The organism is Streptomyces sp. NPDC001002, assembly GCF_053599215.1.
Genome location: NZ_JBSFLV010000189.1, coordinates 1 through 16,510, shown reverse-complemented (window position 1 = coordinate 16,510; position 16,510 = coordinate 1). Strand labels below are relative to the sequence as shown.

The window sequence follows — 16,510 nt, the reverse complement described above, 5'->3', positions numbered from 1 at the left end:
GATCTGCCGGTGGCTGGTGCGGCAGGGCGTGAAGGTCGCGCCCTTCAAGGCGCAGAACATGTCCCTCAATTCGTTCGTGACGCGCGAGGGCGCGGTGCTGAGCGGGCCCGATCCGGGAACGGCGAGGTTCAGAGGGCGCGGTCAGCCGGAGTGGTGCGACCGGGGTAGGCAGCCGGGGGATCGGACAGGGCGATACAGACGGTGACGCGTTTGCCGGACGGTTCGAGGTCCACCTGGAATCGCTCGGCGACAGCCATGACGATCTCCAGGCCGTGCTGGCCGACGCGGTGCGGGTCGATGGAGCGGACGCCCGGTCGGACCCGGGCGCCGTCCCGCACGATCACTTCCACCTGGCTGTCAGTGATGCGCAGTTCCATCCGAACGAGGCCCGGGGCGTACTTGTGGGCGTTGGTGACCAGTTCGCTGGCCACGAGTTGCGTGAGGGCCAAGGCGCGAGTGGAGACGGGTACACCGTGATCCGTCCGTGCCCGGGTGAGGAAATCGGCCGCGATCCCGCGTGCCTGGGCGATGCAGGAGCCCTCACCGCTCAGAAGTACCGTCGTCGCCAGAGCGCGTGCGCGCACCGGGCGTTCGCCGGCTCCGTCGACTGGCTCCACTCTTTGTCCCTTTCGTTCCCCTTGTTCACTCGGTTACCCGTCGAGGATCGTCACATGCTCCTCAGGCTGGAATTGATCGGCTCTTCGGGTCGACGTCGAGCTGTGGGCGGAGAGACCTTCCGTTCTTCGGCCTTGAGGCCGCGGAGCGTCCAAAGCCCGTACAGAGCAAGCAGCGGTTTGGCCGCCATCCACTCACCAAGACGGTAGTCGTCGGCTCGAACGAGCTTCTCGCCGAGATCAGGGCGCTGCCGCCGCAAGTACGCACGGGCTTTGAGGGCGTGAGCCGGCTGGGAGGCGATCTTGATGCGGTCGACGTCCTCAAGCAGTGGGATGACGTTCGTGATGTTCTCCCATGTCGTCGCACTCCGGTCTTCGAGGACCACTGTGCCGTTGAATCCGAGCACCGACGTCGCGTAGTCGGCCATCAGCCGGGCTTCCGAAACACCGCCGCTGGTCGCGCCGCCACTGAAGATCACGCGAGTGTCATGCGCACGGTCGGCGGCGATGGAACGGAGGCCGGCACGGACCCGCCGGCGGTTGATGAAGTTGGCCGTCGGCTGTGGGTTGCGGAAACCCAGCACGACCACGGCCTCGGATGTGCCCGCGCTGTCGCCCACGAGCGCTCGGGACCAGCGCCAGTTCAACCACTCGCCGCAGGCCACGGCCGCAACCCCGGCTGTCGCGAGTCGTGTTCTTCGTCGCATGCGGCGACTCTAGGGCAGCTCCGCGAGCGCGCCCCCTCGGCTGAGCGCGAGGAGGGATCAGGAACTCAAATGCTCGTGCAGCATCCTCCAGCCGCCGTCCCGCCGCACGATGACATTGGTGCCCCGCCCCTGGCCAGAACGCGGTTCACCGTCGACGACGCCGGTCCAGGCGAACCGATAACGGCACACCACGACGTCCGCACCGAGCACGGGCCACTCCAGATCCCGGACCTCGTACACCTCGTCGACGATCGTCGCGAACGTCTTCTCGATCGCGGACCGGATCTCCTCGATGCCCTGATACGAGCCATCGGTGAACCAGTAGGTAGCGTCCTCGGCGATGAACGGCACGACCCGCTCGACGTCATGACTGTTGTTGGCCCGCTCGTACTCGCCCATGAACGAGGCCAGTTCGGCTTCCAGAGATACCTGATGCGTCACGGTGCCCCACCCTTGCCAGCGGCCGCAGTTCCTCGGAGATCGCGCCAGGCTAGATCAGTACGGACATGGCGATCTGCCGTTCCGGAAACGTGCAGCGTCGGCACGCGGCGCCGCTTCACGGAGACCGGGTGCTCTCCAACTCGGCGATGACCTGCGCCGCGTCGGCGAATCGGCCCTGCGGGTGCCATACGGGCAGTCGTACGAAGGTGCGGTGGCCGCCGTGCGGGGAGAAGGCCGGGCCGGCGGTGAGGCGGATTCCGCGTGCCAGGGCGCGCTGTGCGAGGGCCACCGCGTCCTGGCCCGTGTCGGTCCACAGGCCTGATCCGCCCACCGGGGTGCTCCATCGCCAACTGGGCAGCACGGTACGGAGGATGTCCGCGGTGACGTCGAACTGCCGTGCCAGGAACGCGCGGCGCAGTTCCCGCTGCCGATCCGCCTGAGGCAGCAGCTGCAGCGCCGCCAACTGGTCCGCGATCGGGCCGCCGAGGTCGATGCCGCCGCGCAGCGCCGCGAGCCGTCCGATGATCTCCCGTGGACCTCGTACCCATCCCACGCGCAGCCCGCCCCAGAACAGCTTCGACAACGTGCCGACGACCAGCAGCCGTTCGGGGTCGGCCATCCGTTCCAGCCCCGGCAGCGGGTCGGAGCGGAACCAGCCCAGCTCCGACTGCGACTGGTCGTCGACCACGAGCGTGCCGTGCCGGGCCGCGATGTCGGCGAGGGCTCGGCGCTGCGCCTCCGGCATGTGGATGCCGGTCGGGTTGTGCAGCGCGGTCTGTACGTAGAGCAGATCCGCGTCGGCGACGGCGGCCTCAAGAAGGTTCAGATCCATGCCAGTTCGGGTGAAGGGGACTCCCCGTAGGCGGCCACCCGCCGCGGCCAAGGCTTCCAGTGCTCCTCGGTAGCTGGGGTCCTCTACGACGGTCGACGTGCCGGGTCCGGCGAGGGCAGTCGCGATCAGCCAGACGGCCTGCTGGGAGCCCGCGGTCACCATCACCTGGTCCGCGCGCGTGGGCAGACCCTGGGCCGTGATGCGGGCGGCGAGCGCGGCACGCAGTTCCGGCAGGCCCGCGGGGTGGTAGCCCGTGTCCTGGAGGTGGCGCTCGCGCAGCTGCCTCCCGACCTCCGGCATCACGCCCGCCACCAGCTCGGAGCCCGGCAGCGCTCCGGAGGAGAGATCCACGACCACCTCACCGTCACCGAACGAGGTCAGCCGCCCTTCGTCCGGCCGCACCAGGCCGACGGCACCCCGGACATACGTGCCCGAACCCCGGGTCGCGCTCAGGCGGCCGCTCGCCGTGAGCTCGGCGTACGCCCGCGAGACCGTACCCCTGGCCACGCCCAGCGCGGTCGCCAGCGCGCGCTGGCCGGGCATGCGCCACCCGGCGGGCAGATACGAGCCGTCGATCAGCTCCGCGAGCGCGTCCCGGAGCGGGACACTCACGGGCGCCTTGTCGCGCCACACACCGAGGAGCCGGGCCACCCGCTCGGCGTCCTCGCTCGTCCGCATCGCTCGCACACCTCTCAGCTTGGTCCACTCGGCCCCAAGTGGACCATTCAGGGACCCTCCCGCGTGGCGACAATGCCTGGCACAGGGCTCAAAGGAGAGCAGGAGGCAGGCACGATGGCGACGGTCGTTCTCATCGGCACGATGGACACCAAGGGCGAGGAGTACGCCTGGATCGCGGACCGGGTGCGCGCCCACGGGGCGAGCACGGTCACGGTCGACGTCGGCGTGTTCTCTGACGCGGACGCGGATGTCACCGCCGCGCGCGTCGCCGAGGCCGGGCAGGCCGATCTCGCGGTGCTGCGCAAGGCGCGGGACCGGGGCGCGGCCATGGAGGCGATGGCCGCCGGCGCCGCGGCGACGGCACTCGCGCTGTACGCGGAGGGCCGGCTCGACGGGGTGTTCGCCGTCGGCGGTTCGGGTGGCTCGTCGGTCGCGTCCCGCGCGATGCGCGCCCTGCCGGTCGGGGTGCCGAAACTGCTGGTCTCCACGATGGCCTCGGGCGATGTCTCGCCCTACGTCGGCGAGAGCGACGTGACGCTCATGCACTCGGTCGTCGACGTAGCCGGCATCAACTCCCTTTCCCAGCAGGTCTTCGGCAACGCCGCCGCCGCGATCGCCGCCATGGCCGCGGCGCAGGAGGCCCGCCGCGATGCACCGGCGGAGGAGCAGCGGCCGTTGGTCGGGGTGACGATGTTCGGTCTGACCACACCGGCCGCCGACGAGGCACGCGCGGAGCTGGCCTACCTCGGCTACGAACCCCTCGTGTTCCATGCCACCGGCGCCGGAGGACGCGCACTGGAGAAGCTCGCCCGCGACGGGCGGCTCGCGGGCGTGCTCGACCTGACCACCACGGAACTCGCCGACGATCTCGCGGGCGGAGTGCTCAGCGCCGGGCCGCACCGACTGGAGGCGGCCGGTGAGCAGGGCATCCCGCAGGTCGTCTCGCTCGGCGCCCTCGACATGGTCAACTTCGGGCCGCGGGAGACCGTGCCCGCCGGTTTCGACGACCGGACCTTCCTGGTCCACAACCCGACGGTCACGCTGATGCGGACCACGCCGGAGGAGAACGCCGAACTCGGCCGGCGTATCGGCGCGAAGGTGTCCCGCGCCCGCGGACCGGTCGCCGTACTCCTTCCGCTGCGCGGGGTGAGCGGCATCGACCAGGAGGGCGGCCCGTTCCGGGACGCCACGGCCGACGAAGAGCTGTTCTCCGCGGTGCGCGGTGCGCTCACCGGGTCGTCGGCCGAACTCGTCGAGGTGGACCAGCACATCAACGACCCCGGGTTCGGGCGCGACGCCGCCCGCCATCTGCACCGGCTGATCACCTCGCCCCGGTGACGGTCCCGAATCGAAGCAACTGGCCTGTGTGGACCAGCAGTTGGTGCCCGCATGTGCGTGGGCGGAAAGGAACGCGATCATGGACCGGAGCACGGCGCTCGGACGGTTGAGGAAGACCGTGGCGGCCGGCCGGCCGATCATCGGCGGCGGTGCCGGTACGGGCATCTCCGCCAAGTCGGCCGAGGCGGGCGGCATCGACCTGCTCATCGTCTACAACTCGGGGCGCTACCGGATGGCCGGCCGGGGCTCCCTCGCGGGCCTGCTGGCCTACGGCGACGCGAACGCCATCGTCATGGAGATGGCGGACGAGGTGCTTCCCGTGGTCAAGGACACGCCCGTGCTCGCGGGCGTCAACGGCACCGACCCGTTCCGGGTGATGGGCCGCTTCCTAGACCAGGTCAAGGCGGCCGGGTTCGCCGGCGTGCAGAACTTCCCCACGGTCGGACTGATCGACGGCGTCTTCCGCCAGAACCTGGAGGAGACCGGGATGGGCTTCGACCTGGAGATCGAGATGATCGCGGCCGCGCGCGAACGCGAACTCCTCACCGCGCCCTACGTGTTCGACGCCGACCAGGCCACCGCCATGGCCCAGGCAGGCGCGGATGTCCTCGTCCCGCACATGGGCCTGACCACCAAGGGCACCATCGGCGCGCACACCGCGCTCACGCTGGACGAGTGCGTCGAGCGGATCCAGGCGATGCGGGACGCGGCGGTCGCGGTCGACCCGGACATCCTCGTCCTGTGCCACGGCGGCCCCATCGCGGACCCCGCGGACGCCCAGTACGTACTCAGCCACACGGACGGGATCGTGGGCTTCTTCGGCGCGAGCTCGATCGAACGCCTGCCCACGGAGACCGGTATCCGCAAGCAGACCGAGGACTTCAAGGCCATCGACGTCCGATGAGGAGAGGAACCGTGAACGCAATCGAGGCGGGGGCCCACACCGTGCCCTCGGAACTGTCCACCGAGGTCTTCGACTGGGGCAGCATCAAGTGGGGAGTGAGCGCAGCCCTCTTCACGGGAGCGCCCGTCACGGCTGGCGAGGTCATCATCAACCCAACCAAGGGGCACGACCGCCACACGCACCCGAACTCCGACGAGGTCCTCTACTTCATCGACGGCGAGGGGGTCCAGACCGTCGGTGACTCGGGGGAATTCCCCGTAGGGCAGGGGGACTTCGTGTTCGTGCCGAAGGGGACGCCGCACTCCACCTTCAACACCGGCTGGCGGCAACTGCGCATCATCGCGATCTACTCTCCGGGCGGCGCGGAACTGGCCCTGCGGGAGGCCCCCGACTACGGCCTGCTCACCCCGGGCGCCGCGCCGGTCTGGGAACGGGCGCGCTGAGCCGCGGCGACCGAGTGTGGGAGGCGAGCCGGAGGCCGCATCCGTCCGCCTCACCACACCCCTCGCGGAAGCTCACGAAGCCTGAGCGGCCTCCGCCTGGCCGTTGACCGGGAGTTGGGCCGGGGCATCCGTGGGCAGGCCGGCGAGATCGGTGTGGCTGGTCTCGCCGAGCAGCGCCAGGCAGGCCACGGTCGCCAGGCAGAACGCGGCGATGATCGCGGAGATGATCAGCGTCGCCCCGTCACCGGCGTCGGCCTGCACCTCGGTGAAGATCAGCGGGGCGAAGCCGGCGCCGAGTCCCGCTATCTGGTAGCCGAGGGAGGCACCGGTGTAGCGGCTGCGGGTGGAGAACAGTTCCGTGTACAGCGCGGCGAGCGGGCCGTACATCATCGGGTGCACCAGCGACTGGCCGAGGATGAGCGCCAGTACGAGCAGGGCCGTGCTGCCGGTGTCGACGAGCGGGAACAGCGCGAAGGCGTAGGCGCCGACCGCGAGTGCGCCCGCCATGACCACGGGACGGCGGCCCAAGCGGTCGGACAGTGCCGACCAGCCGATGATGCCGAACATCGCCAACGCCGAGGAGACGGCAAGGCTGTTGAGCACCGTCTGCCGGGCGAAGCCGCCCTGGACCGCGTACGAAATGATGTACGTGGTCACCGTGCCCTGGAAGACGAAGGCGGAGAGGCCGACGCCGATGCTCAGGAGGAGCACTCGGGGGTGGTTGCGGAGGACGTCGAACAGGGGGAGGGATCGGCGCGGTGCCGATTCCTGCTGCTTCTCCGCCTCCGCGAACACCGGTGTCTCGGTGACGCGCAGCCGGACGAACAGGCCGACGGCCAGCAGGACCACGCTCAGCAGGAAGGGGATGCGCCAGCCCCAGGAGAGGAAGGCGTCCTCGCCGACGGCGCCCGACGTCGCGGACAGGACGACCGTGGAGAGCGCCATGCCCGCCGGGGCACCCGCGTTGGTGAAGCTCGCCCACAGTCCCCGCCGCTTCGTGGCGTGCTCGGCCGACAGGAGGACGGCGCCGCCCCACTCACCGCCCACGGCCACGCCCTGGACGATCCGCAGGAGCAGCAGCAGGACCGGTGCCAGCGTGCCGGCCTGGCCGTATGTGGGCAGGACGCCGATGAGGAAGCTGGCGATGCCCATCAGGGACATCGTCACCACGAGCATCCGCTTGCGGCCGATCCGGTCCCCGAAGTGCCCGAAGACGATCCCGCCCAGCGGCCGGGCCAGATAGCCGGTCGCGAAGGTGGTGAAGCTGGCGAGGGTGCCGGCCACGGGGCTGAGGTTGGAGAAGAAGACGTGGGCGAAGACCACCGCCGACGCGGTGGAGTACAGCAGGAAGTCGTAGTACTCGATGACGCTCCCCAGGAAGCTGGAGGTCACCGCCCGGCGCAACTGCGAGGGATCCTGCGCTGCCTGTGGGGGAGAAGCGGCCTGCATGTCGTGAACTCCCTTGCTGTCACTGAGACGGGTCGGCCCGAAAGCGGGTGGGACCTCTGTGGCGGATGACGGGGATGTCCGTCCGGCACGGGGCGCTCGCGGCAAGTGGGGACGAGGTGCGCCCGGTGTTTGTGTGCGGCCGATCGGCCGAGGCCTGAAAGTAGGGCACTATTCTGCTCTGCGTCAGGATTGTGACCAACATTGCTCGCCTCGTCCACCCTCTTGGCGTGAGAATCGAAGAGGAGGACGAACGGATCACGACAGCCGCGGGCCGCCCGCAATCGCTGATGTTCGGCTTCCTGGGCAGCTACGTGCCGGGTCATGGGCGCCGGAGCCTTTTCGACGGCGGTCGTACGATGGGCTGAGCGCATCGACGTCATCGCAAGGAGTCACCGTGGCCCGCCCCCGTACCGCCGTCCGGACAGTGGAGCACCCCGAACTGTCGGAGGTCTCCCTGCAGCAGGTCCTGGAGGCGTTGGTGGACCCGGTGCGGCGCATGGTGGTGTCCCAGCTGGTGCGGGCCGGTGAGGACCTGAGCTGCGGCACCTTCGACGCTCCGGTGTCGGCCTCGACGCTCACGCACCACTTCAACGTGCTGCGCGAGGCCGGTGTGGTCCGGCAGTACTACATCGGGACGTCGAAGATGAACACGCTCCGGACGGACGAGATGGAGGAGCGGTTCCCCGGCCTGCTGTCCGCGGTGATGGCCGCCTCCGTCGAGTCCGCCACCGAGTCCGCCGCCAAGTCCTCAGCCAAGTCCTCCGCCGAGTGATTAGTTCGATGGCGGTCGAGATTTGACGGTCATCGAACCTTGGGGCAAGGTGAGCAGCGGCACCGGACGCGTTCGGTGTACTTCCCTCACCCCCGCCCCCAGGACGGATGCGCCATGGCAAAACTCGTACAGTTCGACCGGCTCGGTGGCCCCGAGGTCCTGACCCTTCGCGACGTCGAAGCGGCCGTGCCCGGCGCGGGGGAGGTGCGGATCCGGGTCGACGCGATCGGTCTGAACCGGGCCGAGATCATGTTCCGCGAAGGCGCCTACTTCGAGCAGCCGGTCTTCCCCTCCACACTCGGCTACGAGGCCGCGGGCGTGGTCGATGCGGTCGGCCAGGGCGTGCACGGTCTCGCCGAGGGCGACCCGGTCGCGGTCGTGCCGGCGTTCTCGCAACGCGACTACGGCACCTACGGCGACCACGTCGTCGTGCCGGCCTCGGCCGTCGTGCCTCGCTCCACGGACCTCGCCCCCGACCGGGCCGCGGCCGTGTGGATGGCCTACATCACCGCCTACGGCCCGCTCGCCGAGAGCGGCCGGGTGCGTCCCGGTGACCACGTCCTGATCACGGCGGCTTCCAGCAGCGTGGGCCTCGCCGCCCTCCAGATCGCCCGCCACATCGGCGCGATCCCGATCGCCACCACGCGCGGCGCGGACAAGAAGCAGCGCCTCCTGGACGCCGGCGCGGCCCATGTCGTCGTCACCGACGACGAGGACCTGCCCGCCCGGATCAAGGAGATCACCGACGGCGAGGGCGTCCGCCTGGCCTTCGACCCGATCGCGGGACCCGGCGTCGAGACCATCGCCCAGGGCATCGCCCCCGGCGGCTTCCTCGTCGTCTACGGAGCCCTCGACCAGCGCACCACCCCGCTGCCCAACGCGCACTCCTACCCGGCGCTGACCAGCAGCACGTACACCCTCTTCGAGATCACCACGGACCCCGAACGGCTGCGCCGCGCCGTCGCGTTCGTCAACGCCGGTCTCGCCTCGGGTTCCTTCATCCCGGTCGTGGACCGCACCTTCGACCTCGCGGACATCGCCGAGGCCCACCGCTACATGGCGGTCAACGGCCACGTAGGCAAGATCGTCGTCACCGTCACCCACGACGACGCTACGGTCTAGACCGGACTGTCGGTCTGGAGCAGGCCCGAACCGAGCTGTCCGGGAGGGGTAGTTCATGAGCGATCCCGCCGTCACGGCAGCGCAGTCGTCGGCGTTCGACCTGCTGCTCCACGACGTGCGCCGGGTGGCTGGCGTCGATCTCGCGGTGGGCGCTCTCATGGCCGCCGACGCCGACCACTTCGTCATCGACCGGCTCGTGGGCGTGACCACCGAGGGCCTGCGCGATCTGCGTATCTCCGTCGGCGCGGGACTGGGCGGCAAGGCGATGCTCCTGGCCCGGCCGGAACAGGTCCAGGACTACTGCCGTGCGGGCGGGATCACCCACGACTACGACGACGCCGTACGCCGGGAACGGATCCGCGCTTCCTTCGCCGTCCCGATCCGGGTGCCCCGCGGACCTCGCGGCGTGCTCTGGGGCGGCCTGCGCCAGGAGTGCGTATTCGGCGACCGGGTCATCGGCGATGTGATGACGGTCGTACGGGCCCTGGAGCGGGACCTGGCCGAGGAGTTGTCCCTCAGCCGTCGCCTGGAGAACCTGCGGGCGGCGGCCGGCGGGACGGTCACGGACGGCGTCCGTGCGGCCGGGGAGTCGACGACGAGCGTGGCCGAGCGTCGTCGGCTCGTCGGCATCTGCTCGGAACTCGTACACATCGCGTCCTCGATCCCCGACGGACCTCAGCGGCGGCAACTCGACGCCCTGGTACGGCGGTTGACCGACGAGGCCATGGACGGCGCACCGGCCGATCCGTCCGGGGCCGCGGCGCCGGACCGTCGACAGGCGGCCTGCGCGAGCCTGACCGCCCGGGAGCGGGAGATCCTCGCCGAGGTCGCGCTCGGTGCGACGAACCGGGAGATCGCCGCGAAGCTCGGCATCGGCGCCGAGACCGTGAAGTCGAGCCTCACCTCCAGCATGCGCAAGCTCCCATGCTGATCGTCACCCCCACTCAACCGCTGTCAGTTCCGCTCTGGTCAGCACCACGAGAGACACGATCCGCCATGCGCAACGACCTCGAAGGTTCCGCGACCGCCGCCGCCGCACCCCCGCCACCAGGACGAAGCCGGACGGGCCGCACGAGGTCGCGCGGCGCCCTCGTCGGCCGCATCGCCCGCGGCACGCTCCTGGTGGCCGCCCTGATCCTCGCCCTGTTCCTGCTGCTCGGTCAGCTCCTGGCCGTGCTGCCGGTCGGCTGGTGGTCGCCGCTCCTGTACGTCTTTCCGGTCGAGATCCTCCTGCTCGTCGTCGGCATAGCCCGGGACGCGCTCGGCTCCTGGAGCCTCGTCCTCGCGGCCCTGGCCCTGGCCGCGGGCGTGTTCGTACTGCGCCGCCGTGGCCGGCGACGGCTGCCCCTCGCCCTCTCCGCGATCAGCGGAACAACTCTGCTGCTGGCCCTGGTGACCACCGGTGTGCAGGTGTTCTCCGTGCACGGCGCCACCGGCCAATGGTTTCTGTTCTCGCCGACCACCCCCGCGAGCGGGGTCGGCCGGGGCCCCGACAAGACCGTCACCTACGCCACCCTCGGCGGCGAGCCGATGAAGGCGGACCTGTACCTGCCCGAGGGCGCGTCGGAGACGGCGGCCCCGCTGGTCGTCAGCATCCACGGCGGCGGCTTCATCAGCGGCAGCCGCGGCCCCACCGTCTACACCAGCTGGCTGGCCGACCAGGGGTACGCCGTCCTCGACGTCGACTACCGGCTGGCCACCGCCACCGAGCACACCTGGAACACCGCCGACGCCGACGTCGGCTGCGCCATGACCTGGGCCACCGCACACGCCTCCGAGTACGGCCTGGACCTGGACCGGGTCGCCACCTTCGGCGGGTCCGCGGGCGGCAACCTGGCCATCAACGTCGCCTACAAGGCCAACTCGGGCGCCCTCAAGCCCAGTTGTGGCACCGCCGGCCAACTGCCCAAGGTCAACGCCGTGATCGCCGCCTACCCCGTGGTCGACCTCTCGACCTCCGTGGGCGAGAGCGCGTACGGCGAGGAGTCCGGCGACCGGTACGTCGGCGGCGACCCCGCCCAGTACCCGGAGCGCTACGAAGCCGTCGACTCCGCGAACCAGATCAGCGAGGACACCCCGCCGACCCTGATCCTCCAGGGCTCCCGCGACCACCTCGTGTTCGCCGACCACACCGAGGCCTTCGCCGACAAACTGACCGCGGCAGGCGTCACCCACGACTACGTCGAACTCCCCTTCATGGATCACGCCTACGACAGCGTCTCCGCCGGCATCGGCACCAAGGCCACACGGGCACTGACCCTGCCGTGGCTCCGGGAGTACATCGGGGGCTGACGGACCCCGGTCAGCGGGTCGGACGCCGCGGCAGGCGGAAGGCCAGCAGGAGGGTGACGGGCCACAGCGCGGCGAAGCACCACAGGGCGGCGGGGGCCGAGGTGAGGATTCCCGCGACGAGCAGGAGCAGCGAGGCCCACGTCAGGGCGGCCACCGACAGCGGGAGCCACGGTGTGCCGCCCGGGTGGTGCATACGCCGGGTGAGCCGACGGTCCTCCCGCAGATGCGCCTCGATACGCAACAGGGTGAGTCGTTCGTGGGACGGCAGCACAACGGCGTTGGGGTCATTGCGGTTTTCCACGGTGAGCGCCTCATTCGTCCCGGCCTGGGTGCCGACGACCTGACGGGTTCCCCGAAAGAGCCGACCGACGCCTTCCGGCGGAAGGGTTCAGCGACAGGACCGAGCCGGTGTTCCGGGCTTTCGGGGGTACCCGAAACAGATCCAGGCACGGTGTCTCGAAGAAGGAGCGTCATGGCAGGCACGACGGATCGCATCAAGAAGTTCGCCGCGAGCCCTCAGGGGCGACGGCTGGCCGAACAGGCACGTCGAGCCGCCGCCGACCCGCGGCGCAGGTCCCAAGTCCGGCGCCTGTTCGGGAAGTTCTTCGCCCGTCGCTGACCGTACTCGCCGCAACGAGGAGGGATCGCCGTGGACGGCTCGTCGCTCCGGGCAGTGGGCTGGGCACGCACGCTGCCCCTGAACAGCGAAGTGAAGACAGCACGCGACTGGGCACGCGCGCATCTGGAGGCGCGAGGGTGGACCGCCGCCGCGCCGCAGACGGTGGACGCGGTCCTGCTCGCCGTGTCCGAGCTGGTGACCAACGCCCACCGGCACGCCCACAGCAGCGCCCAGCTCGTGATGATCTGTGACGACCAGTGCCTGCATGTCTCCGTGCACGACAAGTCCGGGGAGCTGCCCGTTCCCCGGGAGGCCGACACGGAGAGCCTCGGCGGCCGCGGCATGCTCCTCGTGGACGCCGTGGCCGACACGTGGGAGGCGCACTCCTGCCCGCACGGAAAGTCGGTCAGCGCGTGTTTCCGCGTGCCTGGCGCCACGGCGCGGGAGGCGGACGGTTCGCCGCCGTCACGACACCGATAGGTCGCCGTGCGGCCACGGCCGGAACACGCCGGTATCCGTGTAAGGACCCTATAGTTCCGACCAGTTGCTCAGTCGGGAACGGGGAGGCACGGGCGTGGACATCGAACTGGCCGACGCGGTCGAGGGGTTGCGGGACGAACTGCTGACCGCCGCCGCACGCGGAGCCGGGCAGGAAGTGGTGTTCGAGGTCGGGACGATCGAGCTCGAACTAGCCGTGGAGCTGCGGTCGGACGCCAGAGCCAAGGCCGGATTCAAGGCCTGGGTGGTGTCCGGCGATGCCGAGGCGGGAGTGTCGCGGGGCCGGACGCACCGGGTGACCCTCTCGCTCACCCCGCGCCGCGCCGACGGCAGGGACCTCCTGGTGGGCGGCGACGTGCGGCGGGCCACCGGTCCGGGTGACGTGTCGGACCACATCGGGCGATGAGCGCCCCGGAGGCACGTACGTGAACTGGGACTCGGTGGTGGCGGTCACCGGCTCGGACGGCCCCGGCTCCGGCTACCTCGTGGGCCCGCGCCTGGCTCTGACCTCCGGTCATGTGGGGCGGTCGGAGGGCCGTGCGGTCACGGTGTTCCGACCCGGACGGCCCGGCGAGTTCGCGGGGACCGTCGTGTGGTGCGGTACGCACGGCGGGCGGGACGACGCGGCCCTGGTGCTGATCGACGATCCGCACTGGGCGCCGGCCGGTGAAGCCGCGACATGGGGGCGTACGGTCACCCACCGCACCGGCATTCCCTGCACCTCTTGGGGCGTGCCGAACCTGGTGCAGCGCCCGGGTCGGCCCGTGGACGTCAGTCAGCTGTCCGGGCGGCTCAACGCGGGCGACCGGATGGTCGGCGACCGCTATGTGATGCGGCTGGACGGGCATCCTCCGGACGGCCCGTCGCCGTGGGGCGGGCTGTCCGGTGCCGCCGTGTTCTGCGGCGATCTGCTGACCGGCGTGATCGCCGCGGACCCGGCCGGGCGGGCGCACGCCGCGCTGGAGGCCGTACCGGCGTACGTGCTCCTGCGCGATCCCCGGTTCCGGGCCCGACTGGCCGAGCACGGCGGATCGCCCGAGTGCCGGGGTGTGGAACTGCGCGAGGTGGACGATCTGCCGCCGGGCGGAGGCGTCGCGGTCACCCCCGCCGGACTGCTCACCGCCCGGCGCGCCGTCGTGCCGTTCCTGGGCCGGGACCAGGAGCTGGACGAGCTGTCGGCCTGGGCCGCACTCCCCGGTACCGCCGTGTGGCTGCTGCACGGCCCCGGCGGGCAGGGCAAGACGCGTCTGGCCCAGCGGTTCGGCGACCTGCTCGCCGAGGACGGCTGGGCGGTCGTATGGCCGCGTGCCACCGCCACCGCCGAGCAGCTGTCGGTGATCGCCGACGTGGTCGTGCCGACGCTGGTCGTGGTCGACTACGCCGAGGGCCGCGTCCACCAACTCGCCGCGCTGCTGGGCGAACTCACGCGCCGGGAACGCCACGTCAAGGTGCTGCTGCTCGCCCGCACCGTCGGCGACTGGTGGCAGGAACTGGCCGCCTCGGGGGACGCCGTCGCCGACCTCACGGACCCGGCCGTCGTGCACCGGCTGCCCTTGCTGGAGCCGAACGACGTCGACCTGTACACGAAGTCCGTCGAGGCCTACGCCGTCGCCCTCCGTGACCTGCCCGGCGGACCCGACGCCGACTGGGCGTCCGCCGCCGCACGGCTCGGCCGGGCGGAGCGCCGGACGGAACCGGAGGACCGCACCGTCCTGGCCGTACAGATGACGGCGTTGGCGGACCTGCTCGACGCCACGCACCCGCCCGAGGAACCGCCCCGCGGAACACCCCGCGGGCCCGAGGACCGCGTGCTCGACCACGAGCGCCGCCACTGGCAGTCACTGGCCCGGGCACACGGCCTGCTGCCGGGGATGAGCCTGCCCACGCTCATCGACACCCTCGCCGTGGCGGCGCTCATCGGGGCACCCGAGCGACAGGCCGTCGACGCGTTCCTCACCCGCGTGCCCGGACTCTCCGACCAACCGCTGGATCGGCTCGACGCCGTACGGGCCTGGCTGACCGCCTTGTACCCCGCGGCCGACCGGCACACGGCCTTCGGGAGCCTGCAACCCGACCGGCTCGCCGAACGGCTGGTGGGCCGCCACGTCCTCGACCGCGACCGCAGCCGTGCCGTGGAGGCGGTGATCCGGCACATCGGGTACGAGGAGGCGGCCTCGCTGCTGACGGTGTGCGCCCGCGCAGCCGCGCACCGGACGCTCGGACCGGGGGTGGCCGAGACACTGACCCGCTGGTGCGTCGACCACGCGCGCACACTGGCCCCGGCTGCGATCGCCGTGGCCACCCAGGTGGAGTCGCCGGCACCGCTGCTGACGGCCCTGACACAGGTGGCGCGCGAGTCCGACGACGTCGAACTCCTGCGTGTGCTCGGCAACTCCCTGCCGGAGCGGACCGAAGTGCTCTCCGGAGTGGGGCTCGACCTGGCCGAAGCCCTGGTCCCGCACTACCGGCAGGCCGCGGCGGACGACCCGGAGCGGTACACCGTGGCCCTGGCGATGTCGCTGCTCGGTCTCTCAGACTGGCGCGGCGACGCCGGACACCACCAGGAGGCGCTGGAAGCCGTCTCCGAAGGCGTCGACCTGCTGAGGCGTGTCGCCGACAGCCCCACCGCGTCCGCCCGCGCGGAACTCGCCCTCGGCCTCAACCGCCTCGCCCACCGGCTGCGGGAGACCGGACGGCATCAGGAGGCACTGGAAGCCGTCACCGAGGCGGCGGACATCTTCCGTGAACTCACCACCGAGGAACCGGAGTTGTACGCGCTCGACCTCGCGGGCAGCCTCAACGTCCTGTCGAGCTGTCTGGCGACCATGCGGCGCCACGAGGACTCGCTGACCGCCCTCGTCGAGGCCGTCGACCTGCTGCGCGGCCTCGCCGACGAGGAACCGGCCTGCCTCCCCGCCCTCGCCGACGCCCTGCACAACCTCGCGAACCGCTACAACCGGCTGGGGTTGCACGAGGACGCCCCGGCCGCGATCAGCGAGTCGGTGGAGATCCGCCGTGTCCTCGCCGAGCTTCTTCCCGACGGCCATGTGCCGGGGCTGGCGATCGGCCTCAACACCATGGCGATCGTGCTGGGCGATGTGGGACGGCACGAGGAGGCGCTGGCCGCGATCACCGAGGCGGAACATCTGTTCCGCACGCTGGCCGAGTCCCGCCCCGGTGTCCACGAGAACGATCTCGCCCGCGCTCTGCACAACCTCTCGCACGCCCTGCGGCAGGCGGACCGGCCCGCCGAGGCGCTGACCGCGATGACCGAGGCGGTGCAGATCAGGCGTGCTCTCGCCGAGCGGTCACCCGAGGTCCACAACGTGGACCTCGCCCTGAGCCTGCACGACCTCGGCCTCCAGATCAGTGCCGCCGGCGCGGCCGAGACGGCACTGCCGCTGTTCGCCGAGTGCGTGTTGCTGCGCGTGGAGCTCGCCCAGGCGCTGCCGGAGGCGTACGTGCACGACCTGGTCGGGAGCTTCGAGAGCTACGCCCAGTGCTGCATCGATGCCGACCGGCACGACATGGCGATCACGGCGCTCGACGAAATCGTCGGCCTGCGCCGTCAGATCGCGGAGGTGGAGAACGACCACGCCGCGCAGGACCCGGAGATCGAGAAGGCACTCGACGTCCGAGCCTGGCTCCTGACACAGCGGCCCACGACCGAGGACGCCTGAGACACCGGGGTCGTGGACCCCGTCGGCGGCTCCCGGCACCGCCCGTCGCGGCCACGCTGGACTTCACGCTCGACGAGGTGGCCGAGGGCCGGGCCGTGTTCTCCCTGCTGCCGGGGGAGGA

At 71.1% G+C, this 16,510-nt stretch carries 18 protein-coding genes; 12 read left to right on the top strand and 6 right to left on the bottom strand.

The genetic code is table 11. The annotated features are described in order from the left end of the window. Positions 1-128 precede the first annotated feature (128 nt). The 4 genes from ACWDR3_RS42985 to ACWDR3_RS42970 all read right to left on the bottom strand — a co-directional run bounded on the left by ACWDR3_RS42985 (position 129) and on the right by ACWDR3_RS42970 (position 3,272). Positions 129-584: an ATP-binding protein gene (locus tag ACWDR3_RS42985; RefSeq protein WP_450358078.1), complete on the bottom strand. Its 456-nt coding sequence runs from the start codon at positions 582-584 to the stop codon at positions 129-131. 83 nt (positions 585-667) lie between these two features. After that, on the bottom strand, positions 668-1,321 hold the full coding sequence (locus tag ACWDR3_RS42980) for a YdcF family protein (RefSeq protein WP_450358076.1): 654 nt from the start codon (positions 1,319-1,321) through the stop codon (positions 668-670). A 57-nt stretch (positions 1,322-1,378) separates the two neighbouring features. Continuing rightward, positions 1,379-1,762, bottom strand: coding sequence for a YybH family protein (locus ACWDR3_RS42975; RefSeq protein ID WP_450358075.1), 384 nt, complete (start codon positions 1,760-1,762; stop codon positions 1,379-1,381). Positions 1,763-1,877: 115 nt separating this feature from the next. Next, the gene (locus ACWDR3_RS42970; RefSeq protein ID WP_450358073.1) at positions 1,878-3,272 is read right to left on the bottom strand and encodes an aminotransferase-like domain-containing protein; all 1,395 of its coding nucleotides are present in this window, start codon (positions 3,270-3,272) and stop codon (positions 1,878-1,880) included. A 114-nt stretch (positions 3,273-3,386) separates the two neighbouring features. Here ACWDR3_RS42970 and ACWDR3_RS42965 point away from each other — a divergent pair, with 114 nt between their 5' ends. The 3 genes from ACWDR3_RS42965 (at position 3,387) to ACWDR3_RS42955 (ending at position 5,957) form a co-directional block, all read left to right on the top strand. Then, the gene (locus ACWDR3_RS42965; protein ID WP_450358072.1) at positions 3,387-4,610 is read left to right on the top strand and encodes a Tm-1-like ATP-binding domain-containing protein; all 1,224 of its coding nucleotides are present in this window, start codon (positions 3,387-3,389) and stop codon (positions 4,608-4,610) included. A 79-nt stretch (positions 4,611-4,689) separates the two neighbouring features. Then, the gene (locus ACWDR3_RS42960; protein WP_450358070.1) at positions 4,690-5,514 is read left to right on the top strand and encodes a phosphoenolpyruvate hydrolase family protein; all 825 of its coding nucleotides are present in this window, start codon (positions 4,690-4,692) and stop codon (positions 5,512-5,514) included. Positions 5,515-5,525: 11 nt separating this feature from the next. After that, complete coding sequence (locus tag ACWDR3_RS42955; protein WP_450358069.1) at positions 5,526-5,957, top strand: cupin domain-containing protein; 432 nt, start codon at positions 5,526-5,528, stop codon at positions 5,955-5,957. Between the two features lie 72 nt (positions 5,958-6,029). Here the strand turns inward: ACWDR3_RS42955 and ACWDR3_RS42950 are convergent, their stop codons facing one another. After that, entirely contained in the window at positions 6,030-7,406 is a 1,377-nt protein-coding gene (locus tag ACWDR3_RS42950) for an MFS transporter (RefSeq protein WP_450358067.1), read from the bottom strand. A gap of 227 nt (positions 7,407-7,633) precedes the next feature. Between ACWDR3_RS42950 and ACWDR3_RS42945 the strand changes: the two genes are divergently transcribed. The 5 genes from ACWDR3_RS42945 (at position 7,634) to ACWDR3_RS42925 (ending at position 11,592) form a co-directional block, all read left to right on the top strand. Beyond that, positions 7,634-7,771 (top strand): hypothetical protein, encoded by a 138-nt coding sequence (locus ACWDR3_RS42945; RefSeq protein WP_450358066.1) that lies wholly within the window; start codon positions 7,634-7,636, stop codon positions 7,769-7,771. A gap of 29 nt (positions 7,772-7,800) precedes the next feature. Further along, positions 7,801-8,178 carry an ArsR/SmtB family transcription factor gene (locus ACWDR3_RS42940; protein WP_450358065.1) on the top strand — a complete coding sequence of 126 codons (378 nt, stop codon included), beginning with the start codon at positions 7,801-7,803 and terminating at the stop codon, positions 8,176-8,178. Positions 8,179-8,292: 114 nt separating this feature from the next. Continuing rightward, positions 8,293-9,300: a zinc-dependent alcohol dehydrogenase family protein gene (locus ACWDR3_RS42935; RefSeq protein WP_450358063.1), complete on the top strand. Its 1,008-nt coding sequence runs from the start codon at positions 8,293-8,295 to the stop codon at positions 9,298-9,300. 55 nt (positions 9,301-9,355) lie between these two features. After that, on the top strand, positions 9,356-10,231 hold the full coding sequence (locus tag ACWDR3_RS42930) for a LuxR C-terminal-related transcriptional regulator (protein ID WP_450358062.1): 876 nt from the start codon (positions 9,356-9,358) through the stop codon (positions 10,229-10,231). Between the two features lie 65 nt (positions 10,232-10,296). Continuing rightward, entirely contained in the window at positions 10,297-11,592 is a 1,296-nt protein-coding gene (locus ACWDR3_RS42925; RefSeq protein WP_450358060.1) for an alpha/beta hydrolase, read from the top strand. Positions 11,593-11,602: 10 nt separating this feature from the next. Here the strand turns inward: ACWDR3_RS42925 and ACWDR3_RS42920 are convergent, their stop codons facing one another. Further along, the gene (locus ACWDR3_RS42920) at positions 11,603-11,893 is read right to left on the bottom strand and encodes a DUF3040 domain-containing protein (RefSeq protein WP_450358059.1); all 291 of its coding nucleotides are present in this window, start codon (positions 11,891-11,893) and stop codon (positions 11,603-11,605) included. 171 nt (positions 11,894-12,064) lie between these two features. Between ACWDR3_RS42920 and ACWDR3_RS42915 the strand changes: the two genes are divergently transcribed. From ACWDR3_RS42915 to ACWDR3_RS42900, 4 genes are all read left to right on the top strand, one after another. Continuing rightward, a complete protein-coding gene (locus ACWDR3_RS42915; RefSeq protein WP_450358058.1) occupies positions 12,065-12,211 on the top strand; it encodes a hypothetical protein in 147 nt (48 codons plus the stop codon). Between the two features lie 30 nt (positions 12,212-12,241). Further along, positions 12,242-12,691, top strand: a complete 450-nt coding sequence (locus ACWDR3_RS42910) for an ATP-binding protein (RefSeq protein ID WP_450358057.1) — start codon at positions 12,242-12,244, stop codon at positions 12,689-12,691. Positions 12,692-12,785: 94 nt separating this feature from the next. Further along, positions 12,786-13,115, top strand: a complete 330-nt coding sequence (locus ACWDR3_RS42905; protein ID WP_450358055.1) for a trypco2 family protein — start codon at positions 12,786-12,788, stop codon at positions 13,113-13,115. A gap of 19 nt (positions 13,116-13,134) precedes the next feature. Further along, positions 13,135-16,389 carry a P-loop NTPase gene (locus ACWDR3_RS42900; RefSeq protein WP_450358054.1) on the top strand — a complete coding sequence of 1,085 codons (3,255 nt, stop codon included), beginning with the start codon at positions 13,135-13,137 and terminating at the stop codon, positions 16,387-16,389. Positions 16,390-16,510: the final 121 nt, after the last annotated feature.

Excerpts from the sequence above, each read along its gene's own strand:
- ACWDR3_RS42980 (WP_450358076.1), bottom strand. The coding sequence starts at position 1,321 with ATGCGACGAAGAACACGACTCGCGACAGCCGGGGTTGCGGCCGTGGCC.
- ACWDR3_RS42915 (WP_450358058.1), top strand. The coding sequence starts at position 12,065 with ATGGCAGGCACGACGGATCGCATCAAGAAGTTCGCCGCGAGCCCTCAG.
- ACWDR3_RS42960 (WP_450358070.1), top strand. The coding sequence starts at position 4,690 with ATGGACCGGAGCACGGCGCTCGGACGGTTGAGGAAGACCGTGGCGGCC.
- ACWDR3_RS42925 (WP_450358060.1), top strand. The coding sequence starts at position 10,297 with ATGCGCAACGACCTCGAAGGTTCCGCGACCGCCGCCGCCGCACCCCCG.
- ACWDR3_RS42950 (WP_450358067.1), bottom strand. The coding sequence starts at position 7,406 with ATGCAGGCCGCTTCTCCCCCACAGGCAGCGCAGGATCCCTCGCAGTTG.
- ACWDR3_RS42965 (WP_450358072.1), top strand. The coding sequence starts at position 3,387 with ATGGCGACGGTCGTTCTCATCGGCACGATGGACACCAAGGGCGAGGAG.
- ACWDR3_RS42970 (WP_450358073.1), bottom strand. The coding sequence starts at position 3,272 with ATGCGGACGAGCGAGGACGCCGAGCGGGTGGCCCGGCTCCTCGGTGTG.
- ACWDR3_RS42935 (WP_450358063.1), top strand. The coding sequence starts at position 8,293 with ATGGCAAAACTCGTACAGTTCGACCGGCTCGGTGGCCCCGAGGTCCTG.
- ACWDR3_RS42930 (WP_450358062.1), top strand. The coding sequence starts at position 9,356 with ATGAGCGATCCCGCCGTCACGGCAGCGCAGTCGTCGGCGTTCGACCTG.